This is a genomic window from Streptomyces sp. CA189, assembly GCF_056428985.1.
In genome coordinates this window covers 1-14170 of sequence record NZ_JBWJVM010000025.1, presented here as the reverse complement: position 1 = coordinate 14170, position 14170 = coordinate 1, and the positions used below count along the sequence as shown (strand labels likewise).

The window sequence follows — 14170 nt, the reverse complement described above, 5'->3', positions numbered from 1 at the left end:
TCATACACCGTCCTTTTCTTCGTGGTCGTGGCCTTGCTCGTGGCCGTGCTCGTCCTCGAATCCCTGGCTGACCTCGACGATCACCCCGTCGGGATCGCGGACCCACACGGTCCGCCACCCGCAGATGAAATCGTCGAAGTCCAGTGGCCCCAGGGTCACTTCGGCCGCATCGCCGAGCGTGGCCAGGAAGCCGTCCACGCTGTCGGTCTGGAAGGCCAGGTGGCGCATCCGGCCCGGCTCCGCCGGCCCGTCGTGGTAGGCCGGGCCGGCCTGCTCGGTGCCCGCCGCGAAGAGCTCCAGGTACACGTCCCCCTGCCGGAGGAAGATGATCCGGGCGTTCCCGAGGTCGACCGTTCTGGCCCGGGTGAAGCCGAAGTACCGGGTGTAGAAGTCCTCGGTGGTCTTCTGGTCCGCGCAGTTCAGGCCCACGTGCGACCAGACCATCGGGGCCATCAGCCGGCGCCCCGCGCGGCCCGGGCATCCTGCGCGCCCTGTGCGCGCCGCGCGCCCCGGTCGGCGGCGATCAGCTCGATGATCCGGCGGGCGAACAGGTGGTGATGGGCCCCGGTACGGCCGGTGACCAGGTCGCCGTCGACCACCACGTCCTCGTCCACGTACTCGCCGCCCATGTTCCGGACGTCGCCGATGAGGTTGTTGTGGCAGACGACCTTGCGGCCGCGCACCTTGTCCGGGATCGAGGCGGCCAGCCACATGCCGTGGCAGATGACCGCCTTGAGGACCGTCGGCTCCTCGAAGGCCCGGCGCAGCAGCTCCGTCGCCGGAGCCAGCACGTCCACGTCCTCGGTGTAGCGCAGCCGGTCGGCCACCATGCCCGAGGGCACGATGATCGCCGCGTACCGGCGCAGTTCCTCGTCGCTCAGCCCCTCCAGGGACCGGGTCGCGGTGAACGGCGCCCGGTACTCGTGCCCGGAGAAGGTGATGGAGTCGTTGCCCCACAGCCGGGTCAGGAAGTCGACCTCGGCGCCCTCCTCCGCGAACCGGTGCTGGTAGTAGAAGATCTCCGGCTCGTAGAAGTCGCTCTCGACCAGGACCGCGATCCGGGTTCCGGTCAGCGCACCCTCGCGCAGGACCACATCAGGCACGGGACACCCCCTTCAGGAAGTCCGCCGCGCGCTCGGCGATCATCGCGATGGCGGTGTGGCAGTTGCCCGACGGGACGGCGGGCATCACGCTCGCGTCGACGACGCGCAGGTTCCGTACGCCGTGCACGCGCAGCTCGGGGTCGACGACGGACAGGTCGTCGATTCCCATGCGGCAGGAGCCGGCCTGGTGGTGGTAGCTCTCCGACTTCTGCTTCACGAAGGTGCGCAGGTCCTCGTCGGACACGTAGCCGGGTCCGGGCTGGAGCTCCTGCTTGTACCAGGGCGAGAAGGCGGAGGTCGCGAACAGCTCCCGGGCGGTCTTGACGCCCTGGACCATCCGCTCCAAGTCCCAGCGGTCGCCCAGGTAGTTCGGGTGGATCAGCGGGTGGGCCAGCGGGTCGGCGCTCGCCAGCTTGATCCAGCCGCGCGAGACGGGCCGGACGACACCCGGCAGGATGGACACCGTGTTCGGGTGGTCCTGGCCCACGATCACGTCGAACGGCACGTGTACGAAGGCGATTTGCAGGTCCGGTGCGGGCAGCCCGGGCCGGGACGAGAGGAACAGCGCGCTCTCCGACAAGTTCTGTGCGGGCGGCGGCAGTTCCTGGGTGACCTCGGCCATCAGCCCGGTCAGTACGTGGTTGTGGAAGTTCTCGCCGACCCCGGGCAGCGCCGCGACGGTCCCGATGCCGTGCTCGCGCAGCTGCTCGGGGTGCCCGATCCCGGAGAGCAGCAGCAGCTTCGGCGATTCGATCGCCCCGGCGGCCACGATCACCTCCCGGCGGGCCCGTACGGTGTGCAGCCCGGGCTCGGGGGCCGTGCTGTGCCCGTCGCGCACGGTCCGCCCCGGGACGTCGCTGTCCGAAAGCGTGGCGGGTGCACGGAGCTGGACGTACTCCACACCCGTGCAGGTGTCCCCGTCGAAGAGCAGCCGGGTGCTCTGCGCACTGGTGCGCAGGGTCAGGTTGGAGCGGTCGAGAGCGGGCTCCAGGTAGGCGGCGAGGACGCCCTGGCGGCGGCCGTCGGCCACGTCGATGTGGTGCCAGCCGGTGCCGAAGAGCCCGCGCCGGGGCCCGTCGGTGTTGAAGTCGGCGATCTCCTCGTGGCCGAGCTCGACGGCGGCGTCGATGAAGGCGCGGGAGACCGGGTTGGCGCCGTGCCGCCCGGCGTGGGTGATCCGCTGCGGCCCCCGGGTGCCGGTGGTCGGCGCGGTGGCGTCCTCCTGGCCCTCCAGCAGCGCGAAGTAGGGCAGTACGTCCTCGTGCGCCCAGCCGGCCGCGCCCTGGTAGGCCCAGTTGTCGAAGTCCGAGGCGTGGCCCCGGATGTGCATCATGATGTAGAGGTTGCTGCTGCCGCCGGGGGCCTTGCCGCGCGGTTCGTACGTGCGGCGGCCGTCCAGGCCGGGCTGCGGGACGCTGGTGTAACCCCAGTCGACGGGCCCACCGAGCAGCTTGTACCAGGAGGACGGATCGTCCACCTCGGGAGGGATGCGGCCCGCGCCCGCCTCCAGGACCAGGACGCTGACGTCCGGTTCCTCGGAGAGGCGGTTCGCGAGGACGCTGCCGGCGGTGCCGGATCCCACGACGATGTAGTCGTACTCATCCACGGCCATCGCGCGTCCCCTCAGCCCTGGCCGAGCACCTGGAAGGGAACCGTGTCGTGGTAGTTCGCCATGTAGGCGATCTTTCCGTCCACGATCCGGAAGAAGTTCATGACCTCGGCCTCGATCTCCTCCCCGGAGGGGGTGACCGCGGTCAGGTGGGAGACGGCCGCGGCCTTCTCCCCGTCGACGAGGAAGTGCACGGGCTCGTTGCGGAAGACCCGGTACATGGTCCCCATGCCCTTCATCATCGACCGCAGCAGCTCCAGGCCCTCGATGTGGCCGGCGAGCTGCTCGTCCATGACCTGCTCCTCGGCGAACAGGTCGCACCAGCTGTCCCAGTCACCGGCGTTGGCGTACTCGTAGTACTTCTGCAAGATCTGTCGCGCGTCCATGGCGCTCAACCCCCTATCCGTCCCTGCGGGTTCCGTCCGGGGCGAAGGGCGCCCAGAACTGGCTGAAGGCGGTGGCCGTGTCGCCGAACAGGCCGTCGTGGCCCTCGACGATCCGGCCGTCGCGCCAGCGCATGAAGTGGAAGACCGGGTAGTCCATCCGCTCGTACGGGGAGCCGCTCGACTCGTCGGCGCCGCCGCGCACGGCGACGTTGCGGCAGACGTCCGCGCTGCAGTCCTCGCCGACGAGGACCGCTTCGATGTCCATGCGGAAGGTGCCGCCCGTGAGCTTGTGGGTCCGGCCCATCAGCTCCAGGAAGGCGTCCAGGCTCTCGTACCAGCCGGCGAGCGGGTGGTTGCCGGGGACCTGCCAGCGCAGGTCCTCCGCGTAGTACTCCAGGATCCTGGCCCGGTCGCCGGAGCCGAGGGCGCGGTACGCCGCTTCGACCCGCTCCCGTGTCACTTCGGTCATCGTCGCTTCTCCTTCGGCGGTCAGAGGGAGGCGGAACCGGGCATGGGCGCCAGTTCGTTGACGGTGTACTGCCGGATCCGCGGCCCGTCGGGGCCGGCGACCACGGTCCAGGTCTGGTCGGCGTCGAAGCCCAGCCACACGCTGCGGGCGGCCGGCGGATCCCAGATCTTGGCCTGCCAGTTGACGAGGACCCGGACGATCGCCCGGTCGCCCTCGATGACGGGCTCCACCTTCGTGACCGTGTGCACCTCGTCGAAGAAGCGGTTCGTGACCGCCTCGTACCAGCGGCCGAAGCCCTGGTGGCCGAGGAAGGTGTCCTCGGGGACCTTGAACTCCAGGTCCTCGGTGATCAGGTCCAGCACCTGGTCCGGCTGGACGTGCTGGTCCAGGGCCACGTACCACTTCTCGGCGAAGGCGCGGATCGCGTCCTCGGTCAGCCGCTCGGCGGGCATGCGGTCTCCTCCTGTCTGCTGCTGTCTGTCTGTCCGTACGACCCGGGCGTGCGCGGTACACGGTGCGTCAGATCTGTACGTCGACCAGGAACGGCCCGGGGTGGGCGAGCATCCGCCCCACGGCGGCGGCCGCCTCCTCGGGCTTCTCCACCCGCATTCCGCCCGCCCCTAGCGACCGGGCCAGAGCGGCGAAGTCGATCTCGGGGTGCGAGAGGTCGAAGGAGCCCGGGAAGCCGTGCTGCGGGATCTCCCGCTCCCGCCAGTACTGGGCGATGTTGTCGTCCAGGAGCCGGTACTTGCGGTTGTTGCAGACCACGAACTTGGCCTCGATGCCGTGCCGGGCCGCGGTCCACAGCGCCTGGTAGGTGTACATCGAGCCGCCGTCGCCGGCGAAGCCGACGACGAGCCGCTCCGGCCGGGCCAGCTTGACGCCGACCGCGCCCGGGAAGCCCACGCCCAGCGATCCGCCCCGGGTGAGGTGGTAGTCGCCCGGGCGCTCCGGCGGCAGGTACCGGGTGACCAGCGGGGAGGTGGTCAGCGCCTCGTCGAAGACGATCAGGTCCCCGCCCGTGCGCTCGGCCAGGGTCCGCAGGAAGACCGCCATCGGCGATCCGTCCGCATCCATGGCCTCCCGCTCGGCCTGGCCCGCCCGCACCCGCTCCCGGGTCCGCGCGTCCAGCCGCCCGGCCGCCGCCGCCCGCTGCGCGGGGGTGAGTACGCGTTCCAGTACGCCGGCCAGCGCGCGCAGCGCCTGCCGGGGATCGGCGGCGAGCCCGAGGTCCACCGGGTGGTTCTTGGCGATCTCGTAGGCGTTCAGGTCGATGTGCACGACCCGCGCCCCGGCCCGGAAGGGGCTCTCCAGCTCCGGGAACACCTCGGGGAAGACGTAGGTGCCGACGATCAGCACCCCGTCCGCGTCCCCGACCAGCTCCCTGCTGTGCGGGCCGAACATGTGGCCCGTCTGACCGCGGCGCAGCGGGTGCGAGGCCGCGATGTTCACCTCGGAGGAGTCGACCTCGTACACGTCGGCGCCGAGCAGTTCGGCGACGGCGACGAGTTCGCGCTGCGCCCCGGAGAGGGCGACCCCGTCCCCGACCAGGACGACCGGCCGCTCGGCGGAGGCGAGCAGCTCGGCCGCCCGCCCCACCGAGGCGGCGGAGGGCGCCACGTCGGTGAGGGGCACCGTGGCGGGCAGCACGAGCTCGGAGTTGAGCTCGTCCAGCACGTCCATCGGCAGCGCCACGAACACCGGGCCGCGCGGCGGGGTCAGGGCGATCTTCACCGCCCGGCGGATCGTGCGCAGCACGGAGTGCCGGTCGGTGACCCGGGTCGCGTACTTGGTCACGGGCTTCGCCATGGCCACGAGGTCGGACGCCATCTGCGCGTCCATGGCGTCGTAGCGCACCCCGGCGTCGCCGGCGACCACGACGAGCGGGGTGTGGCCGCGCAGCGACTGGTAGAGCATGCCGATGCCGTTGCCCAGCCCCACCCCGGAGTGGAGCTGGAGCAGGGCCGCCCCGCCGGTGGCGCGGGCGTAGCCGTCGGCGATGCCCGCTGCCACCGTCTCCTGGAGGGCGAGGACGTAGTGGAAGTCCTCCGCCGCGTCGACCGCGTCGAGGAATCCCTGTTCCACCGTCCCCGGATTTCCGAACATGACGTTCAGGCCGTCGGCCTTGAACTGGTCGATCAGCCTTTCCCGTCCGGGAGTGGCTCCAGAACTCATCGAACTCCCCCTCCTTTGCGTACCGTCGTGCCGGAGTTACCGGAATTACCAGCCGTACCGGGTGAGACCGTTCTCCAGTACTTCCACGATCTTCTGTCCCGTGAGATACGAGTCGGGGGTCGAACGACCGGTCACGAACGGGAAGTCGACTATCACCGAAAGGGGGTGGCCGAAATTCCCGTGGTACGCACCGCGCGGCCCGGTCGCATCGCGCAGGATGTACTCCAGCGGATACGGCGGCGGCCCCATGTTGAAATCGGTACCGAGGAATCCGGTGCCGTCCTTGTAGTCGTACTCCTTGCAGTGGCCGGTCACGTGCTTGCCCCAGATGATGCTGCGGCGGTCGCCCCAGTCCCGGGCGAAGGCCAGGCAGGCGACTCCGTAGCACTCGGCCGCGACGACCTTGCCCGCGTTCTTGAAGGCGAGGATCAGGGCGTGCACGCGCTCGTTGTTGGCGAGGTCGACGATCGGACCGCTGCCGCCCACGATGAGCACCGCGTCGAAACCGGCGATGTCGGACTGGAGCTTGTCCAGATCACGGTGGTACTGCTCCAGCTTGGGCAGATAGGCCGAGTCGCTCGTGTACGGGCGCTCGGGGGCCCACGCTTCGATGTCGAGGGGGGAGTCGAGCCGGCTCGACTGCTCGAACTCCCGGCCCAGCCGGGCGTTCTCCTCGGTGGTGACCGAGCGTCCCAGCGGAGGATCGATGTAGTTCGCGTCGAGGCTCGGCGGGAGAGCGTGGGCACGCTTTCCGGTCGGCGTGGCGAATACGACTTCATAGCCCTGCTCGTCGAACTGGGATACGGGACCGATCAGTTCTTCGGCCCAGTAACCGTGTTCGGAGACAATGACCAGAATCTTTCTGCTCACGGATTCCTCCAGGCGCCGCCTGTTGTCGTTGGCGTCCCCCACACTGGCCGCGCCCGGGGTTCCCGTCAAAGCGCTGGTGTGCGACTTCGTGAGGTAGTCGGCCAGGTCATGGGGGCACCTCAGGAAGTCGTCCGGCGAGGTCATGAAGTACCTTCCGGACTACCTGACTTCGTCCGAATCCCTGAACCGTCGGCGGGGCCCCGCCTTATGGTCTGGACGCGCCGGAATCACGGGCGCGCTGCAATCACGGGCGCGAAGCGCGAGAGCGCGAGGAGAGGGACGGGGACGATGACGATGACGATGGACCTGTTGTGCACCCACATCGATCAGATACGTCCGGTGAAACCCGGCACCGAGGGCTGCGAGGAGTGCCTCGTCTCCGGTGACGCCTGGGTGCACCTGCGGATGTGCCTGAGCTGCGGGCACGTCGGCTGCTGCGATTCCTCGAAGAACCGTCACGCCACCAGGCACTACGGGACCACCGCGCACCCCATCGCGGCCTCCCACGAGCCCGGCGAGGACTGGGCCTGGTGCTACGCCGACAAGCTGATGCTGGACCCGGCGTGAGCGCGACCCGGGAGAGCGCCGCGGCCGCGGGCTCCGTGCCCACGAGCGGCGCGCCCACGAGCAGTGCGCCGACGAGCAGCGCGCCCACGAGCACCGCCTCCGCGACCGCCGAAGCCGCGGCGCGCGCGGAGAACCGCAAGCCCGTCATCCTGGCCGTGGACGACGACCCGCAGGTGCTGCGCGCCGTCCGCCGCGACCTGCGCAGCGCGTACGGCGACCGCTACCGGGTGCTCGGCGCCTCCTCGGCCGCCGACGCCCTCAAGATCCTGGACTCCCTCGACGAGCGCGGCCACGACCCGGCGCTCTTCCTCGTCGACCAGCGGATGCCGGACGTCACCGGGGTCGAGTTCCTGCTGGAGGCCGTCAGCCGCTTCCCCGACGCCCGCCGCGTGCTGCTCACCGCGTACGCCGAGACGGACGCGGCGATCACCGCCATCAACCGGGTCCGCCTGGACTACTACCTGCTCAAGCCCTGGGACCCCCCGCACGAGCGGCTCTTCCCGGTCCTGGACGACCTGCTCTCCGACTGGCTCGCCACCTACCGGCCGGCGTACGACGGGATCATCGTCGCGGGCCACCTGGTCTCCCCCGGCACCCACGCCGTCCGGGACTTCTTCACCCGCAACGGCCAGCCCTTCCGCTTCCTCAACGTCGAGCGGGACCCCGAGGCGCTGACCGTGATCGCCGCCGCCCAGCCGGAGGCCGCGCTGCCCCTGGTCCGCTTCCCGGACGGCTCGGTGCTCTCCGCGCCGACGGACACCCAGCTCGCCCAGCGCCTGGGGCTGGCCACCACCGCCTCGCGCCCGCACTACGAGTGCGTCATCGTCGGCGCGGGCCCGGCGGGCCTCGCGGCCGGCGTCTACTCGGCCTCCGAGGGCCTGTCCACGCTCATGCTGGACTCCCGCGCCCCGGGCGGCCAGGCCGGCACCTCCAGCCTGATCGAGAACTACCTCGGCTTCCCCTCGGGCCTCTCCGGCGGTGACCTGACCCGCCGCGCCACCATCCAGGCCTCCCGCTTCGGCGCCGAGATCCTGCACCCGGTGGAGGTGACCTCGCTGACCCGCGACGACCCGGCGAAGATCCTGACCCTGGCGGACGGTACGGAGATCAGCGCCGAGACGGTGCTCCTGGCGACCGGGGTCTCGTACAACCGCCTGGACGCCCCCGGAGCCGACCGCTTCGAGGGCGCCGGGCTCTACTACGGCGCGGCGACCACGGAGAGCTCGGCGTGCATCTCGCAGCACGTGTTCATCGTGGGCGGGGCCAACTCCGCGGGCCAGGCCGCCGTGCACTTCGCCAAGTACGCCGCCCGGGTCACGATCCTGGTCCGCGCGGCCTCGCTCGACGACAGCATGTCCCGCTACCTGATCGACGAGATCGAACGCACCCCCAACATCGAGGTCCGGGTCCGCACGACGGTCGTCCGCCTGCACGGCGAGGACCACCTCGAACGCCTGACCCTCCACAACTCCGAAACCGGCGAGGACAAGGAGATCCCGGCCCGCTTCATGTTCACCTTCATCGGCGCCCGCCCGCACACGGAATGGCTGGCCGGGGTGGTCGAGCGGGACGAGTACGGCTTCGTCCTCACGGGCTCGGACCTGATCTCCAACGGCGGCGAACTCCCGGAGGAATGGAGCCTGGAGCGGGCACCGTACCCGCTGGAGACCAGCGTCCCCGGGGTCTTCGCGGCAGGGGACGTACGGGCCCACTCGGTCAAACGCGTCGCCTCGGGGGTGGGCGAGGGAGCCATGGCGGTCTCCCTGATCCACCGCTACCGCTCGATGGGCTGAGAGCGAACAGCGCGCCGGCCCACTTGCGATCAAGCAATCACCGGACGCACCGTTGATTACATGATTACATCCGAGCAGAACGAACAGCTCCGCACCTGGTTCGCCGAGCACCTGCCGGTGGACGTCTACGAGTCGCTCCTCTCGGTCACGGTCGACCGTGAGGAGATCACCGTCGTCGGCGCGATCCCCGCGACCGAATCGGTCGCGGCCTTCCGCGAGCGCACCCGCGAACAGCGCATGGAAGTCGCCCGGGAGGCGGAGGAGCTCTACCGCCGCAAGGTGTCCTGGGCCGTCCAGTCGGGCGAGGAGCGGACCCTCTTCACCCACCTCGCCGTCCCGGTCATGACCCGCCTGCGCCAGCCCGAGCGCCAGGTCCTCGACACCCTGGTCGCGGGCGGAGTCGCCCGCAGCCGCGCCGACGCCCTGGCCTGGTGCGTCCGCCTGGTCGGCCGCAACACCGACACCTGGCTGACGGACCTGCGCGAGTCCCTGGACCGGGTCCAGCAGGTCCGCGCCGAGGGTCCGGACCTCGCCGACTCCCAGAAGTCCGGGTCATAACGGCGAAAGATCCCCCGGCACCGACAAGATCGCGCAAGCCTGGCACGGACCACCGGCGATCAACGCCCGACCCCAGGGAGAGGCCCGCACCATGACCACCACCGTCGAATACATCCGCTACCGGATCGCATTGGACGATCAGCCGGCTTTCGAAGACGCGTACGCGAGGGCCTCCGAGTCCCTGTCCGCCTCGCCGGAGTGCATCGACTACGAACTCGCCCGCTGCGAGGAGGAGCCCGAGCGCTACATCCTCCGCATCCGCTGGACCTCGATCGACGCCCACCTGAACGGATTCCGCAAGGGCGAGCACTTCCCGGCGTTCTTCAGCGCGATCCGCCCGTACGTCACGGCCATCGAGGAAATGCAGCACTACCTCGTCACCCAGGTGGCCGGCCCCGGAAAGGCTTCCACCCCGTGAGCACCACACCCGACACCACGCCCACGATCTACGAGTGGATGGGCGGAGCGGAGGCGATGGACCGCCTCACCGACGCCTTCTACGCCCACGCCCTCCAGGACGAGGTCCTGGCCCCGGTCTTCGCGGGCATGGACTCGGAGCACCCCCACCACGTCGCGGTCTGGCTGGCGGAGGTCTTCGGCGGCCCGAAGCAGTACACCGCGGCCCACGGCGGCCACCAGCACATGGCCACCAAGCACCTGGGCCGCTGCATCACCGAACAGCAGCGCCGCCGCTGGGTGGACCTCCTGACGGACACGGCCGACGAAGTGGGCCTGCCCACGGACCCGGAGTTCCGCGCGGTCTTCGCGTACTACATCGAGTGGGGCACCCGCATGGCCCTGATCTACTCGGGCCCCACCCCACCCCCGGTGGACGCGGCCGACATCCCGGTCTGGTCCTGGGGCCAAACCCCACCCTGGATCCCGAAGGACTGACCCATCCCCCGGCGGAGCCCCCGGGCTCCGCCGGGCAAATCCAGCCCCGCCGGCGTTTGAGGCGCGGGGCCCGGGGCGGAGCTCCGATCTTTCAGCCCGGCGGGCCACCCCAGCTCAGCCCACACCATCCCGGCCGCCCCACCGGCACCAACTCAGCCCCGCCGGCGTTTGAGGCGCGTGGCCCGGGGCGGAGCCCCGGCAACCGGCCCCGGGCCGGACTCGGCGAGCAGCACCGTCAACCCCGGCGCGGCCGCACCATCCTCGGAGCCGCCCTCACCCTCGGCCCGCCAGAAATCGACGGCCTCCTCCAGCACATCCCGGAACGTCTCCCAGTCCGCAGGCCGAGCCTCCGCATACCCCCGCCAAGAGGTCACCGCAAGCAGCCGCCCCTCCGCAGCCGGCAACCACGACAGATCCCTCAGCGCATCCAACAGCGCATCCCAGTTCCCCCCGACCCACGGCGGCAGCCGCAGCGCGCCCCCACACCGCCGCATCAGCTCCGCTTTGCTCCGTACGCCGTCCAGATCCAGCCGTACGGTCACCCAGCCGGCGGCCTCGGCCGCTTCGAGCGCGGGGGCCAGGGGCCGCGGGTCCAAGGTCATCGGAGAACCGCCTTGAAGGTCTTGTAGTGGTCGTCCGTGTAGAAGAACTCCCCGCCCCCACCGGTCACGATCCGCCGGGCCCCACGGTCCCGCTCACCGGGCGTCTTCACGGTGAACTCGTGGTAATAGCCGCGCTTCTTCTGCGGCAGGACCTTCTCGAAATTGCCGAAGACGGTCCCGTCCTGCCGGTACTGGTACGGCCCGCCCTTGCCGATCAGCACGAGCACGTCCCGGGCCTGCTGCGGCAACGCCGCGGCCCGTACCGTCGCCATCCCCTTCGCCCATCCGGGCGTCGGTGTGGCGGAACTCGCCGCCCCGCTCGGGGCAGCGTCAACGCCGGAGCCGGCGCTCGCGCTCGTACTGGTGGCCGCGGCAGGCGCGGGTTTCTTCCCGCTGCAACCCACCGCACCGACCAGCGCCGCGCAGAGGAACACGGCCCCCAGCACACGCAGCAACGATCGGGGCACGTTCCGAAAGATCATGCACCGATCGTGCCAAATATCCGATTCGCCCGCGAATCGCGCGATGGCTTCAGAGGGCGGCCATCTTGGTGTACGGGCTCAGAATGCGCTTGCGGACCTCAGGCCCGAATTCAACGAGGACAGCGATCCCCTCCTCAACGGCGACGACACGGCCGAGGCCGTGCTCATCGTGAGTAACCCGGTCGCCGACGCTGAAGTGCCGGAGCGGCGCTTCCACGGGGGCCTTGAACGGGCTGGACGGCAGGTGGCGGCGAGGTACTGCGGACTTTGTCATTGCACCCAGTATGCGCCCAGCAGGCCGTCCAACGGTCCGCCGTTCGGATCTCAATTACGGCACCATCCGCATCGGCGAACATCACGTGCCCGCGTTTGACCGGCATTCGTCCGGACAATCGGACCAATCCGAACAATCACTCGTCGGGGTCGGCCCGCTCCAGCGCCGGCCTCAGACCGGGCTCCGATTCGGTCAGCAGGTAGTCCGCGACGGCCGTGTCGGTGACCAGACTGGTCACGAGCCCCGAGCGCAGCACCGCCCCGATCGCGGACGCCTTGCGCAGCCCGCCGGCGATGGCGACGACCTCTGGGATCCGGCGCAGCCGGTCCGCCTCCACGGTGATGCAGCGCTCGCCGAGGTCCCGCCCGACCCGACGCCCCTCGGCATCGAACAAATGGGCGGACATCTCAGCCGCGACGCCCAGCGAGGCGTAGTGCGCCCGCTCCTCGTCGCTCAGCATGTCGTGGACCGTCGAGATGCCCGGCTCCCAGGACCCGATGGAGACGGCGGCGACCGTCACCTTGTCGAAGTACTCGAAGGCCCGCGCGATGCCCGTCTGGCTCCGCAGGGCGGCCGCGGTGGCCGGATCGGGCAGCAGCATCGGCGCGTAGATCGGGTGGGCGTCGCCGCCCGACACCTGCGCGGCCCTGCGCACGGCCTCCACGGACCCGCGCTCGGCCGTACCGGCGTCGTACACGCCCGTCAGCTGGACGACGGTGCACGGAGGCAGCCGGTGCAGGGAGGCGGCCATGTGGATGGTGGACCGCCCCCACGCGAGGCCGAGTACGTCACCCTCGTTGACGAGCTCGCCCAGCAGATCGGCGGCTACGGCACCCAGGTTCTCCGGGTCCGGCGCATCCTCGGTGGCATCGGCGGGAGACTCCACGACCACGGCGTGCCGCAGCCCGTACCGGGCGCGCAGCGCGTCGGACCGCTCCGCGTCCAGCTCGGCCGGCACGCGGATCTCGATGCGCACGAGGTCGCGCTCCAGAGCGGTCTCCAGGACCCGGGCCACCTTGAAGCGGCTCACGCCGAACTCCTCGGCGATCTGGATCTTGGACTTCCCCTCCAGGTAGAAGCGGCGCGCCATGGCCGCCGCCTGCACCAGCTCCGCGGGTCCCATCCGCAGGGCTGACCGTCCCGCCGACATTGCAGACACCGCGTTCTCCTCACTGCTGTTCACACTCTCGTGTTCACACTCTCGACTCGCCGTTCATCCTGTCAGATCCGACGGCCGTTGATCAGCCTGGACAGCTCCCGTTCACCGAGCTGTTCACCAAGCCTTGGTTCAGTGGTCGCAAGCCCAGGGCGCAGCGGCGATTGCCGCACCCGCCTGGTCACGCAGCGTGCGTACGGCTGCCGCCGGATCGACCGCTCCGTAGACCGCGCTGCCGGCCACGAACACGTCCGCACCGGCCTCGGCACACCGCTCGATGGTCGTCGCGGAGACGCCTCCGTCGACCTGGAGCCACAGCTCCAGACCGTGCTTGGAGATCAGCTCCCGGGTACGGCGGATCTTGGGCAGCATGATGTCGAGAAAGGGCTGACCGCCGAAGCCGGGCTCGACGGTCATGATCAGCAGCATGTCGAGCTCGGGAAGGATGTCCTCGTACTGCTCGATGGGCGTCGCGGGCTTCAGCGCCATGGACGCCCGCGCCCCCTTGGCCCGGATCTCCCGCGCGAGCCGCACGGGCGCGGCGGCCGCCTCGGCGTGGAAGGTCACGGAGCCCGCACCGGCCTCGATGTACTGGGGGGCCCAGCGGTCGGGGTCCGCGATCATGAGGTGCAGATCGAGCGGGATGTCCGTCGCCCGGCTCAACGACTCCACGATCGGCACGCCGAGGGTGAGGTTCGGGACGAAGTGATTGTCCATGACGTCGACATGCAGCCAGTCGGCCCCCTGAACAGCCTTCGCCTCCTCGGCGAGCCGGGCGAAGTCGGCGGACAAGATGCTGGGATTGATCTGAACGGCCATGCCCCAAGCGTGCCATGCCGGTAACAGCTTCCGGCCACTACCCCGGAAGTGGGGGGCGGGGGGTGCGAAGGGGGGCTGCGGGAGGATGGGTTGTGCTGCGGGTTGGTCGGTGGCTGCGTGGGGTTCCGGGGGGCGTCCCGGCAGTCCAGTGTCCTTTCGGTGTGGACCGGTCCCTCAAGGGCGCTCCCTGCGGTCGCGTCGCTACGCGATGGCCTTCGGCCACCCTTGACCGACCGGCCCACACCGAAACGCCACAAGACTTCCGGGATCCCCCCGGGGAACGGCCGGGGGGAGGAGTGGGGAGGAGCGGCCCCGTCTGAGATCCGCAGCCCTTCTTCGGCCGGTGGTCATCCGCACACCGCTCCGGCAGGACAGTGACCTCAGCCGGTACGAACGCGCGGGGCGGTCAGAGC

General features: G+C 70.3%; 18 protein-coding genes. 5 read left to right on the top strand and 13 right to left on the bottom strand.

What is annotated here, in order from left to right:
• The 8 genes from AC061S_RS20010 to AC061S_RS19975 form a co-directional block, all read right to left on the bottom strand.
• Positions 1–453, bottom strand: a complete 453-nt coding sequence (locus AC061S_RS20010) for a VOC family protein (protein ID WP_478687323.1) — start codon at positions 451–453, stop codon at positions 1–3.
• On the bottom strand, positions 453–1103 hold the full coding sequence (locus AC061S_RS20005; RefSeq protein ID WP_478687322.1) for a DJ-1/PfpI family protein: 651 nt from the start codon (positions 1101–1103) through the stop codon (positions 453–455). Before AC061S_RS20005 ends, AC061S_RS20010 begins: the two co-directional genes overlap by 1 nt.
• On the bottom strand, positions 1096–2715 hold the full coding sequence (locus AC061S_RS20000) for a GMC family oxidoreductase (protein WP_478687321.1): 1620 nt from the start codon (positions 2713–2715) through the stop codon (positions 1096–1098). Before AC061S_RS20000 ends, AC061S_RS20005 begins: the two co-directional genes overlap by 8 nt.
• An 11-nt stretch (positions 2716–2726) precedes the next feature.
• The gene (locus AC061S_RS19995) at positions 2727–3098 is read right to left on the bottom strand and encodes a nuclear transport factor 2 family protein (RefSeq protein ID WP_478687320.1); all 372 of its coding nucleotides are present in this window, start codon (positions 3096–3098) and stop codon (positions 2727–2729) included.
• 13 nt (positions 3099–3111) lie between these two features.
• Positions 3112–3567, bottom strand: a complete 456-nt coding sequence (locus AC061S_RS19990) for a nuclear transport factor 2 family protein (protein ID WP_478687319.1) — start codon at positions 3565–3567, stop codon at positions 3112–3114.
• A 20-nt stretch (positions 3568–3587) separates the two neighbouring features.
• A complete protein-coding gene (locus AC061S_RS19985; RefSeq protein ID WP_478687318.1) occupies positions 3588–4019 on the bottom strand; it encodes a nuclear transport factor 2 family protein in 432 nt (143 codons plus the stop codon).
• Positions 4020–4086: 67 nt separating this feature from the next.
• Positions 4087–5742 carry a thiamine pyrophosphate-binding protein gene (locus AC061S_RS19980; RefSeq protein ID WP_478687317.1) on the bottom strand — a complete coding sequence of 552 codons (1656 nt, stop codon included), beginning with the start codon at positions 5740–5742 and terminating at the stop codon, positions 4087–4089.
• Positions 5743–5787: 45 nt separating this feature from the next.
• A complete protein-coding gene (locus AC061S_RS19975) occupies positions 5788–6612 on the bottom strand; it encodes a type 1 glutamine amidotransferase domain-containing protein (RefSeq protein ID WP_478687388.1) in 825 nt (274 codons plus the stop codon).
• A 294-nt stretch (positions 6613–6906) separates the two neighbouring features.
• On the opposite strand from AC061S_RS19975, the gene AC061S_RS19970 reads away from it, so the two are divergent.
• From AC061S_RS19970 to AC061S_RS19950, 5 genes are all read left to right on the top strand, one after another.
• The gene (locus AC061S_RS19970; protein ID WP_478687387.1) at positions 6907–7179 is read left to right on the top strand and encodes a UBP-type zinc finger domain-containing protein; all 273 of its coding nucleotides are present in this window, start codon (positions 6907–6909) and stop codon (positions 7177–7179) included.
• 149 nt (positions 7180–7328) lie between these two features.
• Positions 7329–8972 (top strand): FAD-dependent oxidoreductase, encoded by a 1644-nt coding sequence (locus AC061S_RS19965; RefSeq protein WP_478687386.1) that lies wholly within the window; start codon positions 7329–7331, stop codon positions 8970–8972.
• Positions 8973–9032: 60 nt separating this feature from the next.
• On the top strand, positions 9033–9530 hold the full coding sequence (locus tag AC061S_RS19960) for a hypothetical protein (RefSeq protein ID WP_478687316.1): 498 nt from the start codon (positions 9033–9035) through the stop codon (positions 9528–9530).
• 91 nt (positions 9531–9621) lie between these two features.
• Positions 9622–9948 (top strand): putative quinol monooxygenase, encoded by a 327-nt coding sequence (locus AC061S_RS19955; RefSeq protein ID WP_478687315.1) that lies wholly within the window; start codon positions 9622–9624, stop codon positions 9946–9948.
• Positions 9945–10424, top strand: a complete 480-nt coding sequence (locus AC061S_RS19950; RefSeq protein ID WP_478687314.1) for a group II truncated hemoglobin — start codon at positions 9945–9947, stop codon at positions 10422–10424. Before AC061S_RS19955 ends, AC061S_RS19950 begins: the two co-directional genes overlap by 4 nt.
• Positions 10425–10576: 152 nt before the next feature.
• On the opposite strand, the gene AC061S_RS19945 is transcribed toward AC061S_RS19950, so the two are convergent.
• From AC061S_RS19945 to rpe, 5 genes are all read right to left on the bottom strand, one after another.
• Positions 10577–11026: a barstar family protein gene (locus tag AC061S_RS19945; protein WP_478687313.1), complete on the bottom strand. Its 450-nt coding sequence runs from the start codon at positions 11024–11026 to the stop codon at positions 10577–10579.
• The gene (locus AC061S_RS19940) at positions 11023–11298 is read right to left on the bottom strand and encodes a guanyl-specific ribonuclease (protein WP_478687312.1); all 276 of its coding nucleotides are present in this window, start codon (positions 11296–11298) and stop codon (positions 11023–11025) included. The genes AC061S_RS19945 and AC061S_RS19940 overlap by 4 nt, the downstream gene beginning before the upstream one ends.
• 259 nt (positions 11299–11557) lie before the next feature.
• Positions 11558–11782, bottom strand: a complete 225-nt coding sequence (locus AC061S_RS19935; RefSeq protein ID WP_112452447.1) for a hypothetical protein — start codon at positions 11780–11782, stop codon at positions 11558–11560.
• 136 nt (positions 11783–11918) lie between these two features.
• The gene (locus AC061S_RS19930) at positions 11919–12932 is read right to left on the bottom strand and encodes a sugar-binding transcriptional regulator (RefSeq protein ID WP_250741550.1); all 1014 of its coding nucleotides are present in this window, start codon (positions 12930–12932) and stop codon (positions 11919–11921) included.
• A gap of 138 nt (positions 12933–13070) precedes the next feature.
• The gene (rpe, locus tag AC061S_RS19925) at positions 13071–13757 is read right to left on the bottom strand and encodes a ribulose-phosphate 3-epimerase (protein ID WP_478687311.1); all 687 of its coding nucleotides are present in this window, start codon (positions 13755–13757) and stop codon (positions 13071–13073) included.
• Between the last annotated feature and the right edge of the window lie 413 nt (positions 13758–14170).

Coding starts and splice junctions, on each gene's coding strand:
- AC061S_RS20010 (WP_478687323.1), bottom strand. CDS start 453: ATGGCCCCGATGGTCTGGTCGCACGTGGGCCTGAACTGCGCGGACCAG.
- AC061S_RS20000 (WP_478687321.1), bottom strand. CDS start 2,715: ATGGCCGTGGATGAGTACGACTACATCGTCGTGGGATCCGGCACCGCC.
- AC061S_RS19995 (WP_478687320.1), bottom strand. CDS start 3,098: ATGGACGCGCGACAGATCTTGCAGAAGTACTACGAGTACGCCAACGCC.
- AC061S_RS19990 (WP_478687319.1), bottom strand. CDS start 3,567: ATGACCGAAGTGACACGGGAGCGGGTCGAAGCGGCGTACCGCGCCCTC.
- AC061S_RS19985 (WP_478687318.1), bottom strand. CDS start 4,019: ATGCCCGCCGAGCGGCTGACCGAGGACGCGATCCGCGCCTTCGCCGAG.
- AC061S_RS19980 (WP_478687317.1), bottom strand. CDS start 5,742: ATGAGTTCTGGAGCCACTCCCGGACGGGAAAGGCTGATCGACCAGTTC.
- AC061S_RS19970 (WP_478687387.1), top strand. CDS start 6,907: ATGACGATGGACCTGTTGTGCACCCACATCGATCAGATACGTCCGGTG.
- AC061S_RS19960 (WP_478687316.1), top strand. CDS start 9,033: ATGATTACATCCGAGCAGAACGAACAGCTCCGCACCTGGTTCGCCGAG.
- AC061S_RS19955 (WP_478687315.1), top strand. CDS start 9,622: ATGACCACCACCGTCGAATACATCCGCTACCGGATCGCATTGGACGAT.
- AC061S_RS19945 (WP_478687313.1), bottom strand. CDS start 11,026: ATGACCTTGGACCCGCGGCCCCTGGCCCCCGCGCTCGAAGCGGCCGAG.
- AC061S_RS19940 (WP_478687312.1), bottom strand. CDS start 11,298: ATGGCGACGGTACGGGCCGCGGCGTTGCCGCAGCAGGCCCGGGACGTG.
- AC061S_RS19935 (WP_112452447.1), bottom strand. CDS start 11,782: ATGACAAAGTCCGCAGTACCTCGCCGCCACCTGCCGTCCAGCCCGTTC.
- AC061S_RS19930 (WP_250741550.1), bottom strand. CDS start 12,932: ATGTCGGCGGGACGGTCAGCCCTGCGGATGGGACCCGCGGAGCTGGTG.
- rpe (WP_478687311.1), bottom strand. CDS start 13,757: ATGGCCGTTCAGATCAATCCCAGCATCTTGTCCGCCGACTTCGCCCGG.